21 protein-coding genes are annotated in these 24434 nt (G+C 25.9%); 5 read left to right on the top strand and 16 right to left on the bottom strand.

Translation table 11 applies throughout. The features are described from left to right. Nucleotides 1-49: 49 nt before the first annotated feature. Nucleotides 50-1225: an alanine racemase gene (alr, locus tag KO488_RS00175; protein WP_216056755.1), complete on the top strand. Its 1176-nt coding sequence runs from the start codon at nucleotides 50-52 to the stop codon at nucleotides 1223-1225. Between the two features lie 40 nt (nucleotides 1226-1265). Here the strand turns inward: alr and KO488_RS00170 are convergent, their stop codons facing one another. From KO488_RS00170 to KO488_RS00160, 3 genes are all read right to left on the bottom strand, one after another. Next, the gene (locus tag KO488_RS00170; RefSeq protein WP_216056754.1) at nucleotides 1266-2771 is read right to left on the bottom strand and encodes a hybrid sensor histidine kinase/response regulator; all 1506 of its coding nucleotides are present in this window, start codon (nucleotides 2769-2771) and stop codon (nucleotides 1266-1268) included. Then, the gene (locus KO488_RS00165) at nucleotides 2764-6906 is read right to left on the bottom strand and encodes a response regulator (protein ID WP_216056753.1); all 4143 of its coding nucleotides are present in this window, start codon (nucleotides 6904-6906) and stop codon (nucleotides 2764-2766) included. The genes KO488_RS00170 and KO488_RS00165 overlap by 8 nt, the downstream gene beginning before the upstream one ends. A 109-nt stretch (nucleotides 6907-7015) precedes the next feature. Continuing rightward, nucleotides 7016-7984 carry an aldolase catalytic domain-containing protein gene (locus KO488_RS00160; RefSeq protein ID WP_216056752.1) on the bottom strand — a complete coding sequence of 323 codons (969 nt, stop codon included), beginning with the start codon at nucleotides 7982-7984 and terminating at the stop codon, nucleotides 7016-7018. A gap of 223 nt (nucleotides 7985-8207) precedes the next feature. On the opposite strand from KO488_RS00160, the gene KO488_RS00155 reads away from it, so the two are divergent. After that, a complete protein-coding gene (locus tag KO488_RS00155) occupies nucleotides 8208-8693 on the top strand; it encodes a DUF1566 domain-containing protein (RefSeq protein ID WP_216056751.1) in 486 nt (161 codons plus the stop codon). Between the two features lie 28 nt (nucleotides 8694-8721). On the opposite strand, the gene KO488_RS00150 is transcribed toward KO488_RS00155, so the two are convergent. The 7 genes from KO488_RS00150 to KO488_RS00120 all read right to left on the bottom strand — a co-directional run bounded on the left by KO488_RS00150 (nucleotide 8722) and on the right by KO488_RS00120 (nucleotide 13723). Beyond that, entirely contained in the window at nucleotides 8722-9543 is an 822-nt protein-coding gene (locus KO488_RS00150) for a ribonuclease H family protein (protein WP_216056750.1), read from the bottom strand. Between the two features lie 49 nt (nucleotides 9544-9592). Next, nucleotides 9593-10570: a DUF438 domain-containing protein gene (locus tag KO488_RS00145; protein WP_216056749.1), complete on the bottom strand. Its 978-nt coding sequence runs from the start codon at nucleotides 10568-10570 to the stop codon at nucleotides 9593-9595. Nucleotides 10571-10644: 74 nt separating this feature from the next. Then, the gene (locus tag KO488_RS00140) at nucleotides 10645-11598 is read right to left on the bottom strand and encodes a multidrug resistance efflux transporter family protein (RefSeq protein WP_216056748.1); all 954 of its coding nucleotides are present in this window, start codon (nucleotides 11596-11598) and stop codon (nucleotides 10645-10647) included. Nucleotides 11599-11618: 20 nt separating this feature from the next. Next, nucleotides 11619-12065, bottom strand: a complete 447-nt coding sequence (locus KO488_RS00135; protein ID WP_216056747.1) for a hypothetical protein — start codon at nucleotides 12063-12065, stop codon at nucleotides 11619-11621. A 25-nt stretch (nucleotides 12066-12090) separates the two neighbouring features. Beyond that, a complete protein-coding gene (locus KO488_RS00130) occupies nucleotides 12091-12771 on the bottom strand; it encodes a class I SAM-dependent methyltransferase (protein WP_216056746.1) in 681 nt (226 codons plus the stop codon). Between the two features lie 8 nt (nucleotides 12772-12779). Continuing rightward, nucleotides 12780-13157, bottom strand: a complete 378-nt coding sequence (locus tag KO488_RS00125) for a DUF302 domain-containing protein (RefSeq protein ID WP_216056745.1) — start codon at nucleotides 13155-13157, stop codon at nucleotides 12780-12782. Between the two features lie 74 nt (nucleotides 13158-13231). After that, nucleotides 13232-13723 (bottom strand): DUF2721 domain-containing protein, encoded by a 492-nt coding sequence (locus KO488_RS00120; protein WP_216056744.1) that lies wholly within the window; start codon nucleotides 13721-13723, stop codon nucleotides 13232-13234. Nucleotides 13724-13845: 122 nt separating this feature from the next. On the opposite strand from KO488_RS00120, the gene KO488_RS00115 reads away from it, so the two are divergent. The 3 genes from KO488_RS00115 (at nucleotide 13846) to KO488_RS00105 (ending at nucleotide 16684) form a co-directional block, all read left to right on the top strand. Next, on the top strand, nucleotides 13846-14283 hold the full coding sequence (locus KO488_RS00115; RefSeq protein WP_216056743.1) for a hypothetical protein: 438 nt from the start codon (nucleotides 13846-13848) through the stop codon (nucleotides 14281-14283). 84 nt (nucleotides 14284-14367) lie between these two features. Continuing rightward, entirely contained in the window at nucleotides 14368-14784 is a 417-nt protein-coding gene (locus tag KO488_RS00110) for a DUF3010 family protein (protein ID WP_216056742.1), read from the top strand. 58 nt (nucleotides 14785-14842) lie between these two features. After that, nucleotides 14843-16684: a GGDEF domain-containing protein gene (locus tag KO488_RS00105; protein ID WP_216056741.1), complete on the top strand. Its 1842-nt coding sequence runs from the start codon at nucleotides 14843-14845 to the stop codon at nucleotides 16682-16684. Nucleotides 16685-16734: 50 nt separating this feature from the next. On the opposite strand, the gene KO488_RS00100 is transcribed toward KO488_RS00105, so the two are convergent. The 6 genes from KO488_RS00100 to KO488_RS00075 all read right to left on the bottom strand — a co-directional run bounded on the left by KO488_RS00100 (nucleotide 16735) and on the right by KO488_RS00075 (nucleotide 24397). Continuing rightward, nucleotides 16735-17100, bottom strand: coding sequence for a CbiX/SirB N-terminal domain-containing protein (locus KO488_RS00100; RefSeq protein ID WP_216056740.1), 366 nt, complete (start codon nucleotides 17098-17100; stop codon nucleotides 16735-16737). A 22-nt stretch (nucleotides 17101-17122) separates the two neighbouring features. Further along, nucleotides 17123-19423, bottom strand: coding sequence for a cache domain-containing protein (locus tag KO488_RS00095; RefSeq protein ID WP_216056739.1), 2301 nt, complete (start codon nucleotides 19421-19423; stop codon nucleotides 17123-17125). A gap of 93 nt (nucleotides 19424-19516) precedes the next feature. Beyond that, the gene (locus tag KO488_RS00090; RefSeq protein ID WP_216056738.1) at nucleotides 19517-21667 is read right to left on the bottom strand and encodes a cache domain-containing protein; all 2151 of its coding nucleotides are present in this window, start codon (nucleotides 21665-21667) and stop codon (nucleotides 19517-19519) included. 25 nt (nucleotides 21668-21692) lie between these two features. Next, a complete protein-coding gene (locus KO488_RS00085; protein ID WP_216056737.1) occupies nucleotides 21693-22373 on the bottom strand; it encodes a response regulator in 681 nt (226 codons plus the stop codon). Nucleotides 22374-22397: 24 nt separating this feature from the next. Continuing rightward, nucleotides 22398-23915 carry a tripartite tricarboxylate transporter permease gene (locus tag KO488_RS00080; protein ID WP_216056736.1) on the bottom strand — a complete coding sequence of 506 codons (1518 nt, stop codon included), beginning with the start codon at nucleotides 23913-23915 and terminating at the stop codon, nucleotides 22398-22400. Next, a complete protein-coding gene (locus KO488_RS00075; RefSeq protein WP_216056735.1) occupies nucleotides 23912-24397 on the bottom strand; it encodes a tripartite tricarboxylate transporter TctB family protein in 486 nt (161 codons plus the stop codon). Before KO488_RS00075 ends, KO488_RS00080 begins: the two co-directional genes overlap by 4 nt. Between the last annotated feature and the right edge of the window lie 37 nt (nucleotides 24398-24434).

Genomic DNA, 24434 nt, shown 5'->3' with positions numbered 1-24434 from the left:
AATTACTTTTATAAGAATAATGATTCGGTATATAATAGGAGAAATATAAGTGAAATTATCAAGACCAGTTTGGGCTGAAATTAATTTAGATAATTTAGCTCATAATATGAGAGAAGTAAGAAGGGTTACTAATAAAAATGCTAAAGTAACAGCTGTTATTAAAGCTGATGGATATGGTCATGGGGCTCTTAGTATTGGAAGTGTTTTACTTGAAAATGGAGCAGATAGATTTGCAGTTGCCACATTAAGTGAAGCAATACAATTAAGGAAGGGTTTTCCTAATACTGAGATAATGGTACTAGGTTATACTCCAAATGAACTTGCACTTGATATAATAAATAACAATATTATTCAAACTATATATACAAAAGAACAAGCGCAAGAGTATTCAAAAGTAGCACTTACCTTAAATAAAAGAGTAAAAATACATATTAAACTAGATACGGGAATGAGTAGACTAGGTATGGTTTTTTCTGATGAAACTATTGAATCAATCTTAGATATGTCAAAACTTGATGGTTTATTTATTGAAGGTATTTTTACTCACTTTGCAGTTGCTGATGAAATTGATAAAACATTTACTTTTAAACAAGTAGAAAAGTTTAATCATATTGTTTCTAAATTAGAAGCAAGAGGATTAAATATTCCTATAAAACATGTATCTAATAGTGCTGGAATAATAGACTTGCCCGAGTTTAATTTTGATATGGTTCGAGCAGGTATTATGCTATATGGTTTATATCCTTCCGAACATGTAAGTAAAAGTGCAGTTAAACTAAGAGAAGTAATGTGTTTAAAGGCAAAAGTTTCTCAAGTAAAAGATCTTGATGCTAATTGTGGTGTTAGTTATGGTTTAAAATATAAAAATGCTAAAAAATCTCAAATAGCAACTCTTCCAATTGGTTATGCTGATGGATATACTAGAATGTTATCAGGAAAAGCAAAAGTTATGATTAGAGGGATTAAAACACCTATTATTGGAAGTATATGTATGGATCAGTGTATTATTGATGTTACAAATTTTGATACTAAAGTAGGTGATGAAGTAGTTTTATTTGGTGGAAATGATATAAATGGAATTACAATAGATAGCGTTGCTCAGAGTTTAAATACAATCAATTATGAAATTGTGTGTATGGTAGATAAAAGAGTTCCACGTGTATATATTAAAAATGAAAAAGTAATTGATATTAAAGATTATGTATTAATGTTAAGTAACTTATAAATTTATAAATGTAGATAAAAATACAACCTAAAGGAACACTTTATTCTTTAGGTAATATTATTTTAAAAGATGCACCATCTTTTACATTAGATACTTTTATTTCACCGTTTAAATGCTCTTTTATGATTTTCTTACTCATATATAAGCCTAATCCACTTCCTTCATTATATGATTTGCTTGTAAAGTGTTTGTCAAATATTTTATCAAATATATTTTCTTCAATACCACCAGCATTATCAGTAATACTTAATATGATATTTTCTTTATTGATTGAAGATTCAATAGTAATTTCTTTATTCTTATTTGTATCTTTAAATGCTTCTTTTGCATTAATTAAGATATTCATTAATATTTGTATTAAGTCATTTTGGAAATTTGTTATCTCAATATTTTCTACTTTATTTATAATATTAATGGAACTATTTTTAAATTTTGATTTTAAAAGTAATAATGTTTTATCAATAATATCTTTTATATCAAATCTGTATTTCTTTGAATCCATAACTAAGAAACTTTTAAAATCATTTACTGATTCTGAAAGATATTCTACAGACTTTGTAATATTATCCAAGGTACTAATTAAAATTTCGTCAGTTAATTGTTTATGTTCTTTTTGTAATTTTATTCCAGAAGTAGCAACACTAATAGTTGTTAATGGTTGTTTCCATTGATCTGTAATAGTCTCAAACATTTCACCAATGATTGCAAGTTTTGATTGATTTAATATTAATTCATCTTTTATTTGTAAGTCATGAATTAATTGGTCTTGATAAGTTTTAAGTTTTAAGTGAGTTTGAACCCTTGCTTTTAGTACTATGGGTTCTATTGGTTTAACTACATAATCAACTGCTCCAAGTTCTAATCCTTTAACAATATCTTTTTCTTTTTCTAAGACAGTAACAAAAATTATAGGTATATGCATATACTCTTTGATTTCTTTGATTTTTTCACATAAGGTATAACCATCCATTTCAGGCATTATTACATCTAGTAATATTAAATCAGGTCTTAATCCATCATTTAGCATATTTAGTGCTTTTTTACCACTAATTGCTACTGAGACTATGTAATCTTTTTTTAATACTTCTATTATTACGTGAATATTTTCAGGAGAGTCATCTACAATTAATATTGATTGTTTTGAATTATTCATTATTCTTCCCTTCTCTAATGTATTTATCTTCAAGTATGTATTTACTTTATTTAAAACAAGTTCTTTAGAAAATGGTTTAGTAATAAAATCTATTCCACCAGCTTTTCTGCCTTTTTCTTGTTCTTCAATACTATTTAAAGAAGTTACAAAAATTATAGGAATATTTGAAGTATTAGCATTTTCTTTAATTTTCCTACAAACTTCATATCCATTCATATTTGGCATTAGTATATCTAAAAGTATTAAATCTGGTGTTGAAGTTTGTAATAATTGTAATGTTTTTTCACCACTTGTCGCTGCTGTTATTGTATAGTCATCTTTTAAAATAGACATTAAAGTGTGAATATTTGCTGGGACATCATCCACAATTAATATATTTAATTTTTTATTCATTATTACGAATATCCTTTAAAAAGTTTTTTATAAGTTCATTTACTTTTTCACTATCAAAATCATCAAAAGAAGTTGTTAGTTGTAAAGAAAAATCTTTGTAAGAACCTTCTAAATAAGGAGTAAGCTTATCTATATATTTCTCACATAAAACGATATCTTTATTAATATAAGTATCTATTTTTAATAATAGTTCAACCACTATTTTTTTATCAAATTCTTTTTTTGTAATACTTGTGTTTGTATTTAAATCATTTATATTTTTAATCACATCTTCAAGACTTTTTTGACACTGTGTAAACATTTTATCTGATGGCATTTTATTATTAATTAGTATTGTATCTAATCCACTTAAGTCATTAAATAATCTTTTTGCTGCAATATTCCCTGCAATACCTTTTAATTCATGAATCTTACGTTCTAAGCTATTAATATCTTTTTTATTAATAAGTTTATAAATATCTTCAAATACATCTTGATACTTTAGACAAAATTGATTTAGTATTTTTAAATAGGCTTTTTCATTATTACCCATTCTATTTATTGCTTCTTCTACATCAAATAGTTCTGCATCAAGCTTATAGTTTTGATATTTTATATTGTGAACTTTTTCTATTGGTTTAATTTCATCAATAAATATTTTTAAAGTATCAAAAAGTATTTTAGGATTTATTGGTTTTGTAATATGATCGTTCATTCCTGCTTCAATGCTTTTTTCTTTATCACCAACTAAAGCATTTGCACTAAGTGCAATAATTGGTATTTCTTTAAAGTAAGTATCTTTTAGTTTTCGTATACATTTTGTAGCTTCTAATCCATCCATTTTAGGCATTTGAATATCCATAAGTATAAGCTTAAATTTTTTACTTTTGATTTGTTCTAATACTTCAAGACCATTATTTGCAATCTGTACATTTATTCCATTTGATTCAAGTAAGGTAACAGCAAACTCTTGGTTTATTTTATTATCTTCAGCTAATAATATATTTATACCTTTAAGCGTTTCATATTCTTCTTGTACATATTCTTCTTTAGTAATTATTGTATTATTAAGAGAGTTTATTATTGAGTCAAATAAAGATGACGGAGAAATCGGTTTTGTTAAATATCCAATAATTCCGTGTTTTTCTATTTCTTTTTCTAAAATTTCTTGTGAGTATGCTGTTACCATTAAAGTTTTAGGTGTATTTTCTTTAAGGATTTCTTTGTATTTTTTATATGTTTCTATTCCATTTAACCCAGGCATTTTATAATCTAAGAAAATCATATCAAAGTTTTTTCTTTGCACCTCTTGTATTGCTTCAAATCCACTGTATACATGTTCAACATTGCAATGAAAAGATTCAAGCATCTTTCTTAAAACTTTTGAAGCTAAGATATTATCATCAACTACTAATACATTCAAATGGTTCATTTCTTTTGGTAAAACAAGGTTCTTATTTTTCTTACTTGTTTTTGTTTTAACTTGTATCGTAAAACAAATAGTTGTTCCGGCATCTTCTTTACTATTTTCAATCCAAATCTTTCCTCCTAATAAAGAGGATAGTTTTTTAGAAATAGCAAGACCTAAACCTGTTCCATGAAAACTTCTTGTTGCAGAATCATCTACTTGTGAAAACTCTTGAAAAAGTTTTTTCTGATTTTCTTTTGAGATACCCATACCACTATCTTTAACACAGAACATTAAAGTGGCAGCTTTTTTTGATTGATTTAATAAGCTTGCCGAAATTAATATTTCACCTTTTTTCGTAAATTTAATGGCATTTGAAATAAGATTATTTAATATTTGAGAAACTCTTAATTTATCACTTATAACAATCATTGGAACATCACTATCATAATATGTTAAAAGTTCTAATTCATGTTCTTGGGCTTTTACACTCATAATACTCATTGTGTCATTTATTAAATCGTGGATATTAAACTCAGAATTTTTTATTTCTAATTTATTTGCTTCAATTTTTGAAAAATCAAGAATATCGTTAATTACTCCTAAAAGAGAAGTTGCAGCACTATTTGCTTTTTTAATATAATTTTCTTGTGTTAGGTTTAATGTGGATTTTTCTAATAAATATAACATTCCTAAAACTGCATTCATTGGAGTTCTTATTTCATGACTCATTTTTGCTAAAAAATCAGATTTTGTTTGATTCGCTTTAATAGCTTCTTTTTGAGCTATTTCTAATTTTTTTAATGTTTGTACTTTTTCTGTTATATTTTCTTTAATTGAAGCAAAGTATTTTATTTCTTTTTTATCATCAAAGATTGGAGCAATAATTGCACTTTCCCAAAATATTTCACCATTTTTCTTTTTATTACAAAATTCTCCATTCCATGTTCTACCTGAAAAAATAGTTTCCCATAAATTATCATAAAATGATTTATCTTGATATCCAGAATTTAATATTCTTGGATTCTTACCAATGCTTTCTTTATAAGTATATCCTGTTTCTTTAGTATAATAAGGATTAACATATTCAATAATTCCTCTTCTACTTGTTAGCATTATTGAAACATGACTTTGTTCAATAATTTGTGAAAACTTGTGGAGTTCTTCTTGAGCTATTTTTCTTTCATGAATTTCATATTGTAATTTTCTATTCCAATATATAAATAATAAAAGTATAAATATAAAGAATACTAGTATCTTATAAATAAGAGAATAATCGACATTCTCATCAAATTTTATTGTTAACCATTTTTCTTTTATTTGTTTTATTTTTGTTTTATCTCTATTGGTAATAATATGATTAAATGTATCTAAAAGTTTTGGTGCATCATTTCTTATACCAACTCTTAAATAATAATCAATACCTACTCTTGAAGCAACTTTAAGATGAGTCATACCATTTTTAGCAATAGCGTAACTAACTGCTGTAGTTGTATTAATAAAGCCATACAACTCACCACTACTAACTTTAAATAAGCCATCAGTAACATCTACAGTTTCAACTAAATTTATTTTAGGATATTTTATTTTAAGTAATTCTACTATAGCAGAGTTTTTAACTACTCCAATTTTTTTATGAATGATATCTTTAAAATCTGAAACAAAAGGTTCTTTATCTCTTGTAATCATTACTTCAGGAAAAGTTAAATATGGTTTCGTAAAATTCATATACTCTTTTCGTTCATTTGTTTGTGCAGCAGCACTTAAAATATCACATTTTCTTTGCTTTAGATATTCTAAAGATTGAGTCCAAGTATTTGTTGGAATGAGTTTAATTTTAATGCCTAATTCTTTTTCAAACTCTTCATAGATATCTGCAATCATACCTACATGCTTGCCATTATCAATCTCTTCAAGTGGAAACCAATTAGGATCTACACACATATTGATTTCTTTTCTCTCTTGAAGAAATGTATCTTTATTATATATTGCAGTATTTTCATTCATATTAAAATTTACTAAGTCTAGTTCTTTTGTCCACTTTAGCTCAATTAGTTTTAATTCTTCATCACTAATCTTTTTAAACCCATTATTAATTTTTTCTAGTAGTTTTTTATTTCCTTGTTTAACTGCTCCAAAATACTGTTTTTCATAAGCATAAGTTATTTGGCTGTATTTATATTGATTTTCATCTGATTTATTTCTTCTTAAATTATAGTAAAATGTAGTAAGTGAAGATAATACCACTTTTGCTTCACCATTTAAAAATGTACGATTTGCCTCATTCGAACTTTCATATGAATTTATAGAATAATCTGGATAATTTTCTTTCATAAAAATATTAGGATAGCCATTATCAATAGCAATAACATAAGGTTTTAAATCACTAATATGTGCAATATCTCCTAGACTATTATGATAAAAAAAGTATTTTTTGTTATTAAATAAAGGTTTATCTGCAAAATCTAAATATTTATCACGATTTTCTGTATAGAAAATACTTGCATTAATATCTGCTTTGCCTGTTTTAATCATCTCAATTGTTTGATCCCAAGGTGCGTCAATAAACTCAACTTGGATATTGTTTTTTTTTGCCCATAGTCTCCAAATATCGATAATTAATCCATTGGCTTGATTTTTAGTATTAGTAAACTTTAAAGGAGGAGTTTGTGAATTATAAACTATTTTTATAGTCTCTTCAGAATACATATATATAGATAAGATAATAATAAGAAGTAATGTTTTCATAATACTTATTATAGTATAAAAAGTTATAAATCGGTTAAATAATTATTTATAAAATATATATTTAAAAAAAACTAGTTCGGAAGAACTAGTTTTAAATTATAGGAGAAGATTATTCAGCTAATAAATTTCTATAGAATTCTCTATAGTTTGTGTCTTTTTCATCTCTTGCTTTCATTGCTGGTCTTGGATGTTCATTTAGTTGTCCTGTTAACATATATGGAATACTATAACCCCAATCTAATTCTTTTTCTAAAGGTATTATAAACTCTTCTATGAATTTTAATACTGGCATTAATTTATACTTTGGATTCTTTAAGAAACCAATTAAAAGTTCCATTGGACAGTTTCCAGCTCCTCGTCCTAGTCCTGAAATAGTAACATCTAAGAAACTAGTTCCATAAGTTAAGGCTTCAATAGTATTTGCATATGCTAATTGTAAATTATTATGAGCATGAATACCAATTTGTTTACCATTTGCTTGTGCAACTTTTAGATATTTTTCAGTTAATTTATTAATTTGTTCAGGATAGAATGAACCAAATGAATCTGCAATATAGATTACATCAACACTAGATTTAGCAACTGCTTCTAAAACTTCATTCAATTCATCATCAAAGGATTTTGAAATAGCCATAATATTAATAGTAGTTTCATAACCTTTTGCATGAGCTTCTTCTACAAGTTCAATTGCTGCTGGGATTTGATGAATATATGTAGCAATTCTAATCATATCAACAACAGAATCTTCTGCTGGAAGTAATTCTTCGTTTACAGTTCTACCAATATCAGACATAACTGCAATTTTCATATTAGTATCGTTGTTTCCAACAATTCTTCTAATATCTTCTTCTTTACAGAAATTCCAAGGTCCAAACTCTTCTTCACTCATTATCGTTGGTGAATTGTTTTTCCCAATTTCCATATAATCAATTCCTGCTGCAACACATGTCTCATAATGTGCTTTTACAAAATCATCTGTAAAGTGAAAATTGTTTACTAATCCACCGTCTCTAATAGTACAATCAAATACTTTTATATCTTCTCTTACTGTAAGTATTGAACCTTTTCTTTCAATCATAAATACTTCCTATTTTCTTTTAATAATAATTGTTAAAATAATATCTTAACACTGCTCAATAAAACTTTAAAAATTAGTATTAATATTATAAATAGAGCTAAATCTCGATTTATTTCAATGAATTACATAATAATTACACGTATAGTATAATATATAGATACTATATTTCTATGTTATAGTATTAACTTATATATCATTTTATTTAAATGTTAAAAGGATAGTTATGAATTTAATACAAAAAATATCTTTAACAATAGTACCTTTACTGTTTTCTGCTTGTGCATATAATAGTGCTAATACTTACGATTTTAAAAGAGTAGGGCAAAGTGTGATAGATGACAATTTAAAACTACAATGGCAAGACAATACTCTCTCCCGTGATACAAAACTTTTTTTAGATGATGCAATAAGTCATTGTAATAACTTAGATTTTTTAAATCATAAAGATTGGAGATTGCCTTCATATGAAGAGCTTTTAAGCTTAGGAGATTATGAAGTTTATAAACCTACTATAAATGATATTTTCAAATTTACAGCATCAGGCCATTATTGGACTGTTTTATATAAAACTACACAATTAGGTGAGCATATAACTTTACAAGATTATACTGAGGTTAAACGAATTTATTTTAGTGATGGATACTCTTATGATAATGATAGAACTGGAAAAGCATATGTAAGATGTGTACGAAGTACTTTAAAAGATTAAAATAGGCATTTGCCTATTTTAGATTATATTAGTATGAAGTTAAATTTAGTACTTCTTCTATTTTATCGTATGAATACATCTCATAGTTTTTAGTTTTTTCTTTTATAGCAGTTACTGCCATTCTATCTGCTAATTCATTTCCTTCAATTCCTGCATGACCTTTTACATGTTTTATTTCTATTAAGTCTTTTATTCTTTCATATAATTCATGTGTTTTCTTAATAAGTTCAAGATTTTTAATCTCTCCACCTTTTTTAGTCCAGCCTTTAGCTTTCCATCCATAAGCCCATGTTGTAATACAATCAATACTATATTTTGAATCAGAAAAAATAGTGATGATATTTTCAGAGCTAGTTTGTTTTGCGATAAGTAAAGCTTGATAAAGTGCATTTAACTCTGCAATATTATTTGTACCCATTTCTACAAAATCTCCATGTAGAAGTACCGGATTTTTGTTGTTTGAGTATATTGCTAAACCACTTCCCGCAAGTCCAGGATTTCCAGAACATGCTCCATCACAATAAATTCTTATATGTTCTTCATCGTCATTTGTATTCTCAGTAGAATATGAAGTTTCTGTTTTAGTTTTTTTCTCTACATCTTTTGATTTTATATTATTAAACTCTAAAACAGTAAGATAATTTTTTAAGATTTGTTCTTGTGCTTTAATAGCTAACTTACCTCTTAAAAGCATAAGTCTATTTGCATCATTTTTTAAAATTTCTTTATTTAAAACTTCTTCCTTCCAGTTTTCATTTGGAGGGAAGGGTAGCTCTAATATTTTAGCTTGTGCTTTATTTAGTGTATTGTCATGTGATATAAGGGCTATAAATTTTTCAGTAATTTGCATATATTTTCCATAATTTTTTGCAAATTATATCAAAATATGTATATTTTTACTATGCCCAATCAAGAAGTCTTTTATCCCCTTCAAGTTTTCTAATATCAGTAACATCTTGAGACATCTCAATTACACCTTTATAGTTAAGTTCTTCATCTCTAACTGCAAAATATCTAATGTGAATAAATTTACCTTTAAATTGAATCCAAAACTCAGCAGTATCTTGTCTTCCTGCTTTAAATTCTTCAAGTATTTTAAGTACTTGGTCAACACTTTTGGGAGGATGACAAAACTTAACTTCACGTCCAATAATTCCAGCACTTCTTGGGAAAACCCTATCTTCTCCTCTGTTATAAAAGATTACAATATCATTTTCATCAACATAAGTAATATCAACAGGTAAGAACTTAAAAATAAAGTTTACATGCTCAGGAGTTAAATATCCTTCATCATAGTGTGTTCTATTATCTAGTGAGAAAGGAAGCTTTCTTTTTTTCTTATCAGCACTTGGATGAACATAATCATCTTCTTTTACTTCAGGATATCTAACAGGTTCAGATGAAAACATCCAACCTATCTCTTTATCTCCTTCGTACATCTCTTTCCAATCATCTTCATTTAGTAGTTCAAGAGCACGAGGTAATAATCTTCCCTCTTCAACTTGAGTAAGATGCTCTAGGCTATTAAACAAAGCAATTGATTCATTTAAAATATTATGTGAATCTTTTTGCTCAACTTTTTTTCTTAATGCTTTAATCTCTTCTCTAATTTGATCATGGAATGCCCACATTCCTTGACTAGGACCTGTCCATCCATATTTTTCTAAGTATGGAAATAGTTGATTTTCTTTTCTTGCAAAGTGTTTTTCAACTTCAGATATTTGATTGAAAATATTATAAAAAGTTTGATAATCTTCTTCCATATTAGTTTCAAAAAGTTCTTGAAAAAGTTTTTTTATTAAAATATTTTCTTCTAGATAAACTTTTACTGGATGACCTTGAGGAAAGTTTTCAGTTGCATTTGATAAATTATCCATATTTGTTATATTCCTTAAATTATTTCTTACAAATATAACCGAATGAATTTACTTTTCCATGATATTTATCAATTTTATATTTTATTTTGATATTTTATAAATAAGAATAAACCAAGCATTATAAGAACTAATCCTATAAGTGAGAGTAGATTTATAGATATAGTTCCAAAAAGTAAAAAGCCTCCAAGTATTGCAAATATCACTTCACTAGCTTGTGTAGCATCAACTGCTGCTATTTCATTTGAATCTTTTGCTAATCCTCTTGCGTATAGAAAAATAGCAGTTGCTATTACACCTGAGAATAGAGCAACTAGTGATGAGTTTAAAACTTGTGAAGAACTAGGAGTTGAAGGCTGTATTAGTAAAAGAAGGATAATCCAAAAAGGAATAGAGCCTAAACATAAAAGCATCACTTTATTAAAACTATTTTCTAATAAAGGAGATTTTATATGTGGTACTTTATTACTTTTTTTATTTAAACTAGTTCCATTTTGACTTTCCCAAATCAATTGATTCCCTATAGGGTAACAAAATGAAGCAAGTAATACGGGAATAGCTCCATAAATAAAAGTAGAAAAGTTAAAGTTATCAATATGAGATAAGTTTACTAAACAAACACCTATAAAAATCAAAGATGAAAAAAACCAAATCTTTTTAGAAAATACTTTTCCAAAAAATAGCAGTACAAATAAAGTAGCAACAATAGTAAACTGCCAAGAAGCAGCAATAACCCATGCGGGTGAAAAATCAGCAGCGAAACATATAAGTGCATAAAAGAAACCAAAGCCTATGGTTCCACTTATTATCCAAAAGATATAGTTTTCAAAGAAGAGTTTAAATACATCACTAACTCTTTTTATACCACCTTGAAAGAGTAAAATTAAAGCTAGAAATAAAATCATAAAAAAGTATCTAAGTGTGGCTGAATAAAGCCAATGACCACCTTGCACGCTCATTAGCTCATTTAACACAAATGTTGTACTAAAAAAAGCTCCTGATATTATCCCTAAAACTATTAATTTAAACATTCAAATTTTTGAATTAAAACTTAAAATCTAAATAAGGGACTTAAATTCCATGGAATTGAAGCTAGGATTAAAACTAAACCAATTGTATAATATATCATCTGTATTTTATACTTTTTTCTTTCATCTTCAATTCTTTTAGATTTAAATGAACCAATGGTTATAAGAATGATTGCAAGTAACATAAGTGTTGTATGCTCAACGGCAAAGAATCTTAACTCATAAATAGACATAGATTCTTTTACATTTTCTAAAAACGCATTTATCTTTTCACTAGTATATGCTAAATAAAGCCCAACAACTAATTGAAGGTGAACAAAACCAACAGTTACATGAGAAAATATTTTGTTAAATTTAGAAAAAGGCTTATTTTTAAAATAGCCTGCATATAAACAGTACAGATGTATGAATAGTGTTATAAGTACTAACCATCGTAAAATTGAGTGTATTATTAATTCTATTGATTCCAATATTTTATTCCTTTGATTTTTATAATTATTTTCTATTTTCACTTTTTCTATATACAGCAAAAAAATGTGGTATAGCAGGTACTTGTGTGTCATTATAAGATAAGAAGCTAATTTCTTCTAAATTATCATTTGTAACAAACTTATTAATTTCATCAAAATCTAAAGGTAAAGGTATATCATCTAATTGCTCGCCTTTTTTTCTGCTTCTACATGAGATTAAAGCATGACCTTTTGATTTTAAAAGGTTTGAAATAGCCTTTCTTGCTTGTATTCTATACTTTCCTGGAAGGACTTGTATGGTATTACATTCATAAACTACATCAAAGTTTTCAAACCATTGCTTATCATAATCAAATAAATCTGCAACTAAATAAGTAACTTTAGATTCTGGATATCTATTTTTACATAATTTTATAGCTTCTTTAGATATATCAAAACCAATAACTTCATAGCCATAACTACTTAAAGCTTCAGCATCATCACCAACACCACAGCCTACAACAATAGCTTTTTTTTGTTTTGAAGAACTTGGGTTTTCTTTTAGCCATTTAACTAAATAAGGGCTAGGCTCTAAATCAGCCCAAAAAACTGCTTTATAATCACCTTTTGCATCTGTATAGATAGAATCAAACCAGCCAGTTGGATTATCACTTTCTTGATGTTCTTTTACCATCTGTTTATATGCTATTGGATCGAATTCTTTCATTTTATTTTTTATTTAACTTCATTGATAATTTGTAATAATTCTTCTTGTGATTTTTGCGCTAAATCTAGTAAATCAGGATTAATATCATCTACTAATTGTGTTAATGAATTCATTGCAATATTTGTAGTGTTATTATCTGTATATACTGAAATCTTACATGGCATAATTACTGATAAAGACATATCTTGACTTAAAAATTCTTTTGCAACACTTGGTTTACAAACATCTAAAATTTGACATTCTCTTTCAAAGTCAATACCTTTTGAATTCAATGTATTCTTAACATTATGAATATGTAAAACTCCAAAACCATAAGTTGATGCTATTTTTTGTATTGAGTCTACTACTTCTTGTACGCTTTTATTTGATTCTTCTATATAGTGCATTTATATTTTCCTTCTATTCTTTTTAATTTAAATTTTTGTAATTATAATATCTTCTTTATGCAAAGTAGCTTTTACTAAATTTTCTTTGAAGGAGCTTTTATACTTTCTTCTTTTCTTTTTAGGAATGATGTAGTAAAAAATATCTCTTTTTGAAATAAAATTAATGCTGTAATAAGTGCAAGCATCGCAAAGATAAATAAAATTGCAATAATAATTGAACCATCAAATTGTAAAATTGAGCTTAAAAACATAGTAACAATTACTAAAGCTATTAAAAGTCCTGTCATTGTACATAAGGATATAGAACGATTAATATTTTGCATTCTAATAATAAGAGATAATCTTCGTACTCTTGATTTATCTTTTGCTATTTTTTTTGATTCCTCTGTCTTCTTATTTTCAATACCTGCATCAATTTTTTCTACTTTATCAATAATCCTTGCTAATCTTCCCGTAAATACATTTAATAATCCAGCAACTGCTGCTAGTAAAAATACAGGTGCAACTGATAATTGAATTAAGTGTGAAACTGTATTAACTTCATCTGGGGCAAGAGGTACTATCATTATTTATTCCTATTTAATATTATGATTTATTTTATTTGTAATTTTATCATAATTTATATTTTCAATTATTTTTATTTAGATATAATGCATAAAATTAACGAATATAGTATAAGGGGCCTACAATGGCAAAAGGAAAAAAGACTTTAATCAAAGAGATTAAAAAGTTAAATGATAATGAAATTTTAATTAATGGAAAAGAGTATATTATTATAGATGACACAGAAAATATTGAGACTGCAACAACAATGAAGATTTCTTCTAATGGCAACAGAATCTTAAGATTTGAAGATGTTAATAAAAAAGCAAGAATTGATGTAAAAAGAAATATAAATATTTTAAAATATACTTTTGGAAATAAAGAAGCAGCATCAAACTTTAAAAAAAGTTATGATAAAAATTTCTTAACAAAAGATGATAGCTCAGAGCTTATTGGAAATACTACATGTCATAAAAAAGCAATGGAAATGATATATAGATTTACGGATAAAAAAAGTGATGAATATGATAAGAAATCAGGTCATACAAACTTTTATTTATTTGAGGAGATTCAAAATTCGTAAATTGTATTACAATTTGAAATAAAATACAAACACTTTTTAAAACTTTAGTATACTTTTATAATGTTACTTAATAAAAGGAAAATTATGAAAGTATGTGGAATTGAACTAAAATCTAACTATACAGTATTAACACTTGTTGACTATTCATCTGATGATATTATTGATTATATTGACTTAAAAATAAAAAAAATCACACTTGAAGATGATGAAGATAAAAATAGCGTTTTAAAATATCTTGAAGAAATTAATACTTTTTTTAACAATAATAAAGTTGAAAAAATACTAATCAAAAAACGTTCTAAAAAAGGAGCGTTTTCTGGTGGTGCAGTTAGCTTTAAAATGGAAGGTCTAATTCAACTATATTCTAATGCTGAGGTTAAACTCATACCTTCGCAAAGTATTAGTTCATATGAGAAAAAAAATACTATTTTATTTCCTTTTGAGCTTAAAAAGTACCAAGAACAAGCTTATTTGACTATTGTTTCATATTTAACTAGATAATACAATATGTTTTAAGACTATTTTCTATATAATTATTTATTATAAAAATAGGATATTTATGGGAAAAAAGCTAATTATTTTGTCGTTTATTTTGTCATTAATTCTATCGATTACTATCGTTTCATTAACACTACTTAATTCAAAAAAATCTAATATAAAAGCTACTATTATTGCAGCTGAATCTATTTCAAATGTAGTCATTCACAATCTAAATACATTTATGGTAAATGATAATATGCATAACTCAAAGGCATTTATTAACTCATTATCAAATATAAAAGGTATTAATAATTTATGGTTAGTAAGAAGTGAATTATTAAATGATAAATATGTAAATAGCCAAAGACACCCCAAAGATGATATTGACAAAAAAGTTTTATCAAGTGGTCTTGCACAATATGAAATTAAAGAAGATCTTACAAAAACAACTATGCGTATTTCAATTCCTTATAATGCTAATATTGAAAATGGAGTAAATTGTTTTTCTTGTCATAATGTAGCTCAAGGAGATACTTTAGGTGCGGTATCTCTAGATTTAGATATTGAAAGTAGTATAGAAGGAGAACTAGAATTAGTTTATTTAATTCCATTATTAATTTTTATTAGTATATTTACCATAATTTACCTATCTTCAAGAAATATTAAATCATATGAAAACTTATTTGATTCTTTAAAAAATAGTATAAATGAAGCAAGTACTGGTAATTTTGATTTAATAGTAAAACCAAAAATATTAAATAGCGAAATGAAAGATACAATTGATAAGTATAATAATTTAATGGTTATTTTAAAAGATGCTTTTGTTGATATTGAAAAAAGAATGCAGAGGTTTATTGGAAATAAGTCAACAATGAGTAGTAATAATCCTTTAGAAGAATCAAAAGATATTATTTTAAATTTATCAAATCTTTATCAATTTAAAAAAGAGATTGAACTTGATAATACAAAAGAAGAGATTTATGATAGATTAGCACAAGTTTTTGAAAACCAATTTGGAATTGAATCTTTTACCTTTTTAGAGATAAATATGAACAAACACAAAATGAATGTTGTTAAAGAAGTAGGTAATACATTTTATTGTAAGGAGTATATAAAAGAAAACCCTGAATTATGTAGGTCTGCTAGAACAAATAATGATGTTGTTTCAATTGATTATCATAATTCTTGTCCTTATTTTAAAGAAAAAGATAAATATCATTATTGTACAAATATAGATATTAGTAAAGAAGTAAATTTGATTATTAATTTTGTTTGTAAAACACCTTCAAAACTTGAGAATTTAAAAGATAAAATTTCATTTGTAAAAAGTTATATTAATGAAGCTGCTCCTTCTATTGAAGTTAAACTATTAATGGATGCTTTACAAGAATCAGCATTTACAGATGGATTAACAGGATTATATAATAGAAAATTCTTGGAAGAACATGCTAAAAAACTAATTCCTCATGCAAAAAGAGAAGAGTTTAATATCGGAGTGTTATTATTAGATATGGATCATTTTAAAGCAGTAAATGATGAATATGGACATGATATTGGAGATAAAGTATTAAAAGAACTTGCAAGAATTATGACTGAATGTATAAGAGAATCAGATATTATAATTAGATATGGTGGTGAAGAATTTATAATCTTACTTGTTGGTGTTAGTAATGTTGAAAATGCCATGAATATTGCAAATAAAATTGGGAAAAGAGTAAGAGAAAATGAAATTGACGTTTATGCTGGTAATAAACTGAAAAAAACTATTAGTATTGGATTATCAATGTTCCCTGATGATGCAACATCTTTAGATAGTGCAATAAAAAATGCAGATATCGCATTGTATGAAGCTAAGAATAGTGGTAGAGACAAGGTTGTTAAATTTAATGAAGAACAAATATCTAGTGTGGATTTATTCTAAAAATCTTAAACTAAACTAGAAGAGTATTAATAATTCTTCTAGTTTAAATTTTAAAGTGATAGTGAAACATCATCTATAATTATGTCACTTATTCTATCTGATTTTCCAAAGTGTTTTAATAGTGTAAATTCAACTAAAGGGTTTTCTTCTTTTAGTTGATTTATAATATATGGTAAGTCAACACCTACATGTTTCCCTGAGTTCAGAAAGTAGGGATAAAAATATATTTTACTTATTTTATTTAAAATAAGATTATTTGCAACCGTTTGTATACTTGGTGTTGCAAGTTCTAGAAATGCTGTTTCTACTTTATTAAACTTTTTATCTTTGTTTCTTATTTCATTACCTAAAGCTACAAACTCTTCATTTGATAGGCTCTTTTTACTTCCATGTGCAATTAATACTAGCGCATTCATTATATGTATATTCCTTTTATTATTAATTTAATATCTCAATATTGATATGAAAATTTGCTCCTGTATACTCAATACCTTCATATGAAAAGGTTTTATTTTTGACACTTATATTTCCATTTAAACTACTTGTTACAATATTTTGACTCATATATAGTCCAATTCCTGTTCCTTGAGATTTATGTTTTGTAGAAAAATAGGGTTCAAAAATTCTATCAATAACTGTGTCTTTAATACCTTGTGCAGTATCTTTAATTTCAATTACAAGGTAGTTATTATTTTTATATGCAGTTATAAAAATGATTTTCCTTTGATTTTCGATTAATTCTAAAGCATCTTTTGCATTATTTAAAATATTAACTAAGACTTGCATAATTTCATTCTCTTTTGAAGTTAATAAAACATCTTCAATATTTGTTATTATTTCTATGTTTTTTGCAATAAATTGTGATTTTGTAAGTTCAAGTGTTTTATCAATTGTATGAGATATTTGAAATTGTGATTCTTTACTATTTCTTGGGTCAAAGAAACTTCTAAAATCTTCAATTGTTTGTGATAAATATTGAGCTGAGTCATTAATCGTATTCATTGTTTGATTTAAGCTTGAATGATCAAGAATACTCATCTCATTTTGCAGTTTAACACCTGTAGCACATGTTGAAATTGTAGATAGAGGCTGTCTCCACTGATGTGCAATATTACCTAACATTTCACCCATTGCTGCTAATTTATTTTGTTGAAAAAGTATTCTTTCTTTTTCTTTATTTTCTAATTCAATTGCCTTTACATGAGTTATATTTTGTGCAGTTGCATAGATTAAGTCATTTGAAGTATTAATAGTTGCAGACCAAGCTAAGTCTACATATTCTCCATCTTTATGTTTGTATCTATTTTCAAAGTATTGAATAGGTTCACCTTTTTTAAGTTTATCTCTTCTTGCTATAGTTCTATTTAAATCATCGGGATGGATTAAGTTTATGATATAAGTATTAAGAATCTCTTCTTTCTTATAACCTAATATTGATTCGCAGGCATTGTTTACTTGAAGTAATATACCTTCTTTGTTTGTTATAAGTTGTAAGTTAATTGATAATTCAAAGAAACTATTAAACTCTTCTTCTAAATTGAGTATTTTATTTTTAGTAATTAGCTCTTTTTCTAATTGGATAATCTCTTTTGATCGATATTCCAAAAATTTATTATTTATTATTTTTGCTACAAAATATGAAATAAAGATTAAAAATAGAGTAATAATAAAAATATATAAAAATATATTTTCTCTATAATTAGTATATTTATCTTCTAAAATATATTTTCTTTCTTCAATAATTTTATCTACATTTGATACTTTAAAACCACTTGCAATTATCCATGACCAATCATAAAGCTTTTTAACATAGGTTATCTTATTATCATCCTTATTAGTGTTAATTTTTAGCTCATATGAGATGAAGTCTTCTTCTTTTTCTATGTCTTCATAAATAAATTTTTTAAAATTATCACTCACATGTGAAAAACTTTTTTCATTAAATATATTCTTATTTATAATTTTGCTTGATGGATGTAAAAGGACATTGCCTTCATTATTTAAAATAAAAATAAAACTATCATTTTTATACTTTAGATTTGAAATATATTCTAAAGTTTTGTTTTTTAAGTTGTTTTGAAAATCATCTAAATACTCAGCTGTAGTTATAACTAAATCATAAGGTTCAAACCTTTTCACAATTCCTAACTTCTTGTATGTGTTTTTTCTATCATTTGGTTTGTAGTAATACCAAGACATGAAGCCTTCATCTTTAGTTTTTGCAATATTAATCGCATTTAATACAGGGGTATTTCCATGGGAATCTTTTCTTTTTAATATATTCTTCCCTTCAAGGTCTTTGTTTATTGGTTGAAGTATATTTATTCCTTTCATTGTATGAATAGAAAAATATCCTCTCCCTTCATTAAATCTAATTACTTCTAATGCATTTTTAATATGACCTATTATTTCATCTTTACTTAAGTGGTCTTTATTTTTATTATAGATATTTGTTGCTATTTCATGTGCATTCAATATTCTTTTTCTTAAGTCATTTTTTAGTTCAAATTCGGATCTATGTTTTTGTTGTTGTATGTAATTATGTATTGCAGTTATTGTAGATTTGATTCTATTTTTTTCTTGATTTATATACTGCTTTTTTATAAAGTCTTTTTCTTTATTAAATTCATTTTTATGCTCTTGATAAATTACTAACATAATAAATATAGATGTTAATAAGATTATAATCAGTGGAGTAAATTTTATTATATTTAATATTTTATTAACTTCTTTATTCATAGTAGATACTTTCTTTTCTAAAATTAATATATTATATTAAATTATATCAAAATTAAAATCTTTTGTAGATTATTGTTTTCATAATAATAATGTTTATACTTTTATTGAAAAAATCGCACCTTCATTATAATTTTTTACATTTATATTTCCATTCATTTTTTCTTCTATGATAAGTTTAGTCATATATAGTCCAATACCAGTTCCATAATCATATTTAGTTGTAAAATATGGATCAAAGATTTTATCTATAATTTTTTTATCAACACCTCCTGCATTATCTTCAATACAAAGTTTTATTTCTTCTTTTATATCTAGATAGATTTTTATTTTAGGATTTTTTATTTTTCTGTCAATTAAGATATCTTTTGCATTTGAAATAATATTTACAATTGCTTGTGAATATTCACTTTTATATCCATTTATTTTATAATCTAAATTTATAGAAAAAGAAATCTCAATGTTATGATATTTAAGTGTTGCTTTTACAATATTAATAGCACTAGAAACGGCATCAATTACTAAAAATTCTTCTTTCATAGAATTTGGACTAAAGAAATTTCTAAAATCATCTATAGTTCTTGACATATATTCAAGTAAATCATTTGCTTCATTAACCCTATTCGAAAGATATCTTTTGTCTAATTCTTTATAATCATAAGCAGATTCTATATCAAAAAATAAACCTGAGACTTGAGAAAGAGGCTGTCTCCATTGATGTGCAATATTACCTATCATCTCACCCATTGCAGCCATTTTAGATTTTTGTATTAGCATTTTTTCTTGTTTTAGTTTTTCTTCTTTTAAAAGAGTTCTCTCACTAATATCACGTAAAGAAGCAAATAATAAATCTTGATTTTCATAAGAATAAATGATTACATTTAATTCTACGGTTTTTATTTCATTATTTTTTGTAAATAGTTTTATAGTTTTAAATAAAGATTTAGATTCTAGTATTTCTTTTAAACTTAAATCCTTAAATAACTTAAAAAAATCTTTATCTAAAATCTCTTTTGATTGATATCCAATTGTTTTAAGTGCAGTATTATTTAAACTTAAAATATTTGCTTGTCCTTCTTCTATTTGAGAAATAATAAACCCATCATTACTATAATTAAAAAGTAGGGCATATTTTTCTTCATTTTGTTTAACTATTTTTCTATATTGATTAAAAAGATTCTCAATTTTTCTTGTAAATTCAAGTGAAAAGATGAAAAATATTATGCTCATGATTACCATAATAATACATAGCTTAAATATATTATCATATAAGTTTTCTAAAGAAATAACTCTTTCTTTTTCAATGATATTATTTATATGAGATAAATTTACTCCCATACCTATAAAGTAACGTAGGTGATTTACAAAAGTTCCATATAAAAGTTTATTATGGTTTTCATAATAAATATAATCATTACCTTTATAGTTTGTTTCAATTAGTAAATCTTTAATTGCTTGAAGTTCATTTTTATTAGGAATGATTTGTTTTTGAGTTAGAAGCTCACTATTTGTTGTAATATTATTTAAACTATTTATTTTATATATAAGTATAAATTCTTCAATATTGTAATTTTGGTTAAATATTTTTTTAATCATTCTATTTTTTAGTTTATTTTTCTCAACTTCTAAAAAACTTCCTGAACCTATTATTATTCCTAACTCTTTTAAATGCCTTGAGTATGTGATTTTTTTTGCAGTAATATTACTTTTAGGTTTATACCAAAAATATTCTATAAAATTCTGCATATCTTTTTTTGATTCAAGCATTTTATTTATAAATTTAAAGCCATTGATATCTTCAAAGTCTAAAAAATATTGTTTTTCATCAATTTTATTTTCACTATTTAATAGCAGTCTTCCTTTTGTATCTAAAATAAAATAGTTTATATCACTTTCTCTTTGTGCTATTTGATTTATTGCAGTTTTTATAAAGTTTATTTGTTCTTCTTTTGATAAGTTCTTTGTCTTTTTATATAATGAAGTAGCTAAATTAAAAGCAATTATAGATTGTTTTTCTATTCTTTCTTTTTTACTATTTAAAATAGATTCTTCTTCAAATTTAATATCATTTATCAAGTTTTGTACTTCAGTTTTTATGTAAAATTTTTCTCTTTCAATAAGTGTATTTTTGAAGTTTTTTATATGATTTCTAAAGTTACTATATTCTGTTTTTATAAGAGTTGAGCCAATAACAGTTGCTACAATGATGATAATAATTGTAGAACTAAGTAGTGTGGTTTTTTTCACACCTTGTTCTATTCTTTTTCTGTAATTAATTTTCAAGTTTTAATTTATATCCCATATTTGATATGTTTTTTATACAGTTAAAGGGAATCTTTTTTCGTAAAAAACCTATAGTAGTTCGTAAAGAATTTAAACTCATATACTCATCTTCCCAAACATACTGCTCAATCTCTTCATAACTTACAACTCTTTTTTTATTTAAAACTAAAAGCTTTAGAAATAATAACTCTTTTTTATTCAATTCTAAAACTTTTTCATGAAAATAAAAAAGTGAAGTAGTGTTATCAAAATAGAAATCTTCACCTAATTCTATTTTAATTTCTTTTTCTTTTTCCAAACTCTGAACAGCTTTTGTAAGTGCTGGAATTAAGTTTCTACTTGTAAGTGGTTTGATAATATATTTTTCTAGTCTTAATTCAACAGCTTCAAGTAAATAGTCTTTATCACTAAAAGCAGTTGATATTATAATTTTTGTAATTTGATCTGTTTTTCTGATTTTCTTTGAGAGCGTAATTCCATCTATTTTTGGCATCTGGATATCTGTTAGAATAATATCAGGATGATATTTTTTATATAAAGCTAGACCTTCTTCTCCATCTTTAGCTTCATATAGCTTGTTAAACATTCGATTTAGAAAACGTGAGTTTATTGTTCTAACGCCTTCGTCATCTTCCACATATAAAATAGTATAGTTTTTAAACTTTTCCATAATTACCTTCTTAAAGGTAAGCGTTTAAGCTTGCTTACCTTTTTTTATTTTAACAAAATATTCACTAATAAGTGGCATAAATAACATTACAATTGTAATTATTAGAATACTTAATGTTATTGGTCTTTCCCAAAGAAAAGCAAAAGAACCATCACTAATAGTTAATGCCCGTCTTAGGTTATCTTCCATCATTCCACCTAAAATGAATCCTAAAATCATAGGAGCCATTGGATAATCAATGATTCTTAAAAATAATGCAACAACTGCAAAAAGTGTCATCATATATATATCAAAGTTGTTAAAGGTTACTAAATAAACTCCAATAAGAGAGAAGAATATGATTAGTGGCAATAACAACTGTTTTGGTATTGTTAATAGTTTTGCAATATATGGAATTAATGGTAGGTTTAATACTAAAAGTACAACGTTACCAATATACATTGAAATAATTACTGACCAAAATAGTGCAGGATTATCTACATACATTGTAGGCCCTGGCTGAATTCCATAAGAAATTAAAGCACCTAAAATAATAGCTGTTGTTCCACTTCCTGGAATCCCTAATGTTAATAAAGGAACAAAAGAACCTGAACATGCTGCATTATTTGCACTCTCAGGAGCTGCAAGTCCTTTAATACTTCCTTTCCCAAATTTTAGTTTCTCTTTTACATTTGCAATACTTCTTTCCATTCCATAAGCTAAGAATGAAGCAATAGTAGCACCTGCACCTGGAAGTACTCCAACAAAGAAACCAAGAACTGATGATCGCCCAACTGTTGGAGCCATCTCTTTTACTTCTGCTTTTGTAATCTTTAAAGAGCCAATATCTTTTTTAAGTGCATCGATTTCTTCTTTTGATTGCTTATGATTTTCTAAGATATTCATCATAGCCTCAGATAGAGCAAAAGCAGCCATTGCTAAAAGTAGAAAAGAAATTCCATCAATTAAATCTAATCTTCCAAAAGTAAACCTAGAAATCCCAGAATCAGAATCAGTTCCAACTGTTGCTAACATTAGACCAAAAACAGTCATAATAGCAGCTTTTAAAAATTTTCCTTTTCCTGCAAATGCCGCAACTGCTGTAAGACCTAAGACCATTAAAGCAAAGTAATCCGATGATTGAAAACTTAAACTTACATTTGCCAAAGCTGGTGCTGCAAATAATAAAAATACAGCTGCAATTGTTCCGCCTGTAAAAGATGAATAAGCTGCAATTGCTAAGGCTTTTCCTGCTTGTCCATTTTTTGCCATGGGATAACCATCAAAAGAACTAGCAACAGTTCCTGCAACTCCTGGGGCATTGATTAAAATAGAAGAGGTTGAACCTCCAAAAATTGCACCATAATAAACACCTGCAATTAGAATAAGTCCAGAAGAGGGCTCCATTCCATATGTAATTGGAATCATTAAAGCAATTGCTGAAATGGGTCCAAGTCCAGGAAGCATTCCTATAAATGTTCCTGCGAAACATCCTACTGCAACCATCATAATATTATATGTAGTAAAAGCAGTAACTACACCTGTTAAAATACCATCCATCATGAGTCAACTCCTACAAAATACTCATATATCATTCCTGGGTCTATATATACGCCTAAAACATTATTTAGTAATAGATAAAACCCAATTGAAACACCGCTTGAAATCAATAATATTCTTCTTATGTTTTTCTCTTTTAATAGTAAAAAACCAATTGTTAAAAAGATTATTGTAGAAATAATAAACCCTAAAGTTCTAATTGTGAAGCCATAAAAAATCATTGCTAAAACAAAGTAAAAAGTTGTTTTAAAATCTAGTTTTTTTAAGTATTCTATTGTTAGAAAATCATTATCTTTTTTTACAAAAGAAAGAACAAGTATAAGTAGTGAGATTATAATTCCTCCTAATCCTAAATAAAAAGGAAAAGTAGAAGCTGTCATCACTTCAAATTGACTACCTGGCATTTTTTTAATACTAAAAACATTAAAAAAATAAAAGCTTGAAAAAGCTAAGAAAAATATTGAACCTATTGCATTTTTTGTCATATCATTATCCTTATAATCAGAAGAGGTTTCCCTCTTC

The sequence above is a fragment of the Poseidonibacter lekithochrous genome, from assembly GCF_018861145.1.
In the GTDB taxonomy this organism is placed as follows: domain Bacteria; phylum Campylobacterota; class Campylobacteria; order Campylobacterales; family Arcobacteraceae; genus Poseidonibacter; species Poseidonibacter lekithochrous_A.
The sequence above is the reverse complement of the archived record's forward strand: the minus strand, read 5'-3'. Positions and strand labels throughout refer to the sequence as shown.

Excerpts from the sequence above, each read along its gene's own strand:
- KO488_RS00165 (WP_216056753.1), bottom strand. The coding sequence starts at position 6,906 with ATGAAAACATTACTTCTTATTATTATCTTATCTATATATATGTATTCT.
- KO488_RS00100 (WP_216056740.1), bottom strand. The coding sequence starts at position 17,100 with ATGAATGCGCTAGTATTAATTGCACATGGAAGTAAAAAGAGCCTATCA.
- KO488_RS00095 (WP_216056739.1), bottom strand. The coding sequence starts at position 19,423 with ATGAATAAAGAAGTTAATAAAATATTAAATATAATAAAATTTACTCCA.
- KO488_RS00085 (WP_216056737.1), bottom strand. The coding sequence starts at position 22,373 with ATGGAAAAGTTTAAAAACTATACTATTTTATATGTGGAAGATGACGAA.
- KO488_RS00160 (WP_216056752.1), bottom strand. The coding sequence starts at position 7,984 with ATGATTGAAAGAAAAGGTTCAATACTTACAGTAAGAGAAGATATAAAA.
- KO488_RS00150 (WP_216056750.1), bottom strand. The coding sequence starts at position 9,543 with ATGCAAATTACTGAAAAATTTATAGCCCTTATATCACATGACAATACA.
- KO488_RS00075 (WP_216056735.1), bottom strand. The coding sequence starts at position 24,397 with ATGACAAAAAATGCAATAGGTTCAATATTTTTCTTAGCTTTTTCAAGC.
- KO488_RS00125 (WP_216056745.1), bottom strand. The coding sequence starts at position 13,157 with ATGCACTATATAGAAGAATCAAATAAAAGCGTACAAGAAGTAGTAGAC.
- KO488_RS00110 (WP_216056742.1), top strand. The coding sequence starts at position 14,368 with ATGAAAGTATGTGGAATTGAACTAAAATCTAACTATACAGTATTAACA.
- KO488_RS00130 (WP_216056746.1), bottom strand. The coding sequence starts at position 12,771 with ATGAAAGAATTCGATCCAATAGCATATAAACAGATGGTAAAAGAACAT.
- KO488_RS00170 (WP_216056754.1), bottom strand. The coding sequence starts at position 2,771 with ATGAATAAAAAATTAAATATATTAATTGTGGATGATGTCCCAGCAAAT.
- KO488_RS00155 (WP_216056751.1), top strand. The coding sequence starts at position 8,208 with ATGAATTTAATACAAAAAATATCTTTAACAATAGTACCTTTACTGTTT.
- KO488_RS00120 (WP_216056744.1), bottom strand. The coding sequence starts at position 13,723 with ATGATAGTACCTCTTGCCCCAGATGAAGTTAATACAGTTTCACACTTA.
- KO488_RS00145 (WP_216056749.1), bottom strand. The coding sequence starts at position 10,570 with ATGGATAATTTATCAAATGCAACTGAAAACTTTCCTCAAGGTCATCCA.
- KO488_RS00105 (WP_216056741.1), top strand. The coding sequence starts at position 14,843 with ATGGGAAAAAAGCTAATTATTTTGTCGTTTATTTTGTCATTAATTCTA.
- KO488_RS00115 (WP_216056743.1), top strand. The coding sequence starts at position 13,846 with ATGGCAAAAGGAAAAAAGACTTTAATCAAAGAGATTAAAAAGTTAAAT.
- KO488_RS00140 (WP_216056748.1), bottom strand. The coding sequence starts at position 11,598 with ATGTTTAAATTAATAGTTTTAGGGATAATATCAGGAGCTTTTTTTAGT.
- KO488_RS00080 (WP_216056736.1), bottom strand. The coding sequence starts at position 23,915 with ATGATGGATGGTATTTTAACAGGTGTAGTTACTGCTTTTACTACATAT.